Source organism: Calothrix sp. CCY 0018, assembly GCF_963920925.1.
Taxonomy (GTDB): Bacteria; Cyanobacteriota; Cyanobacteriia; order Cyanobacteriales; family Nostocaceae; genus Rivularia.
In genome coordinates this window covers 1-773 of the sequence record NZ_CAWUDI010000129.1, presented here as the reverse complement: position 1 = coordinate 773, position 773 = coordinate 1, and the positions used below count along the sequence as shown (strand labels likewise).

The window sequence follows — 773 nt, the reverse complement described above, 5'->3', positions numbered from 1 at the left end:
ACAAGCAGGTTTATCTCAACACCAAGATGCTCAAAATTCCTACACACAAGCAATTTCATCCTGCGATGAAGTACTCAGTCGCGCTCCCGATTATATTTTGGCTCACGGTAATAAAGGAAACGCTTTACAAAGTTTAGGGGATTTACAAGCAGGTTTATTTCAACACCAAGATGCTCAAAATTCCTACACACAAGCCATAGAATACTATAATCAAGCACTAGAAATAGCTCCCGATTTTATTTTGGCTCACGGTAATAAAGGAAACGCTTTACTAAGTTTAGGGGAATTACAAGCGGGTTTATCTCAACATAAAGATGCTCAAAATTTATACACACAAGCAATTTCATCCTGCGATGAAGTACTCAGTCGCGCTCCCGATCATATTTTGGCTCACAATAATAAAGGAAACGCTTTACTAAGTTTAGGGGATTTACAAGCAGGTTTATCTCAACACCAAGATGCTCAAAATTCCTACACACAAGCAATTTCATCCTGCGATGAAGTACTCAGTCGCGCTCCCGATTATATTTATGCTCACGGTAATAAAGGATTAGCTTTACAAAGTTTAGGGAAATTACAAGCAGGTTTATCTCAACACCAAGATGCTCAAAATTCCTACACACAAGCAATTTCATCCTGCGATGAAGTACTCAGTCGCGCTCCCGATTATATTTATGCTCACGGTAATAAAGGATTAGCTTTACAAAGTTTAGGGAAATTACAAGCAGGTTTATCTCAACACCAAGATGCTCAAAATTCCTACACACAAGCAA

At 38.7% G+C, this 773-nt stretch carries 1 protein-coding gene; it reads left to right on the top strand.

Annotated elements, in window-relative coordinates; all coding sequences use genetic code 11:
- The coding region (locus tag ACM03V_RS34460) for a tetratricopeptide repeat protein (protein WP_414625310.1) at window positions 1-773 on the top strand (773 nt) is incomplete at both ends.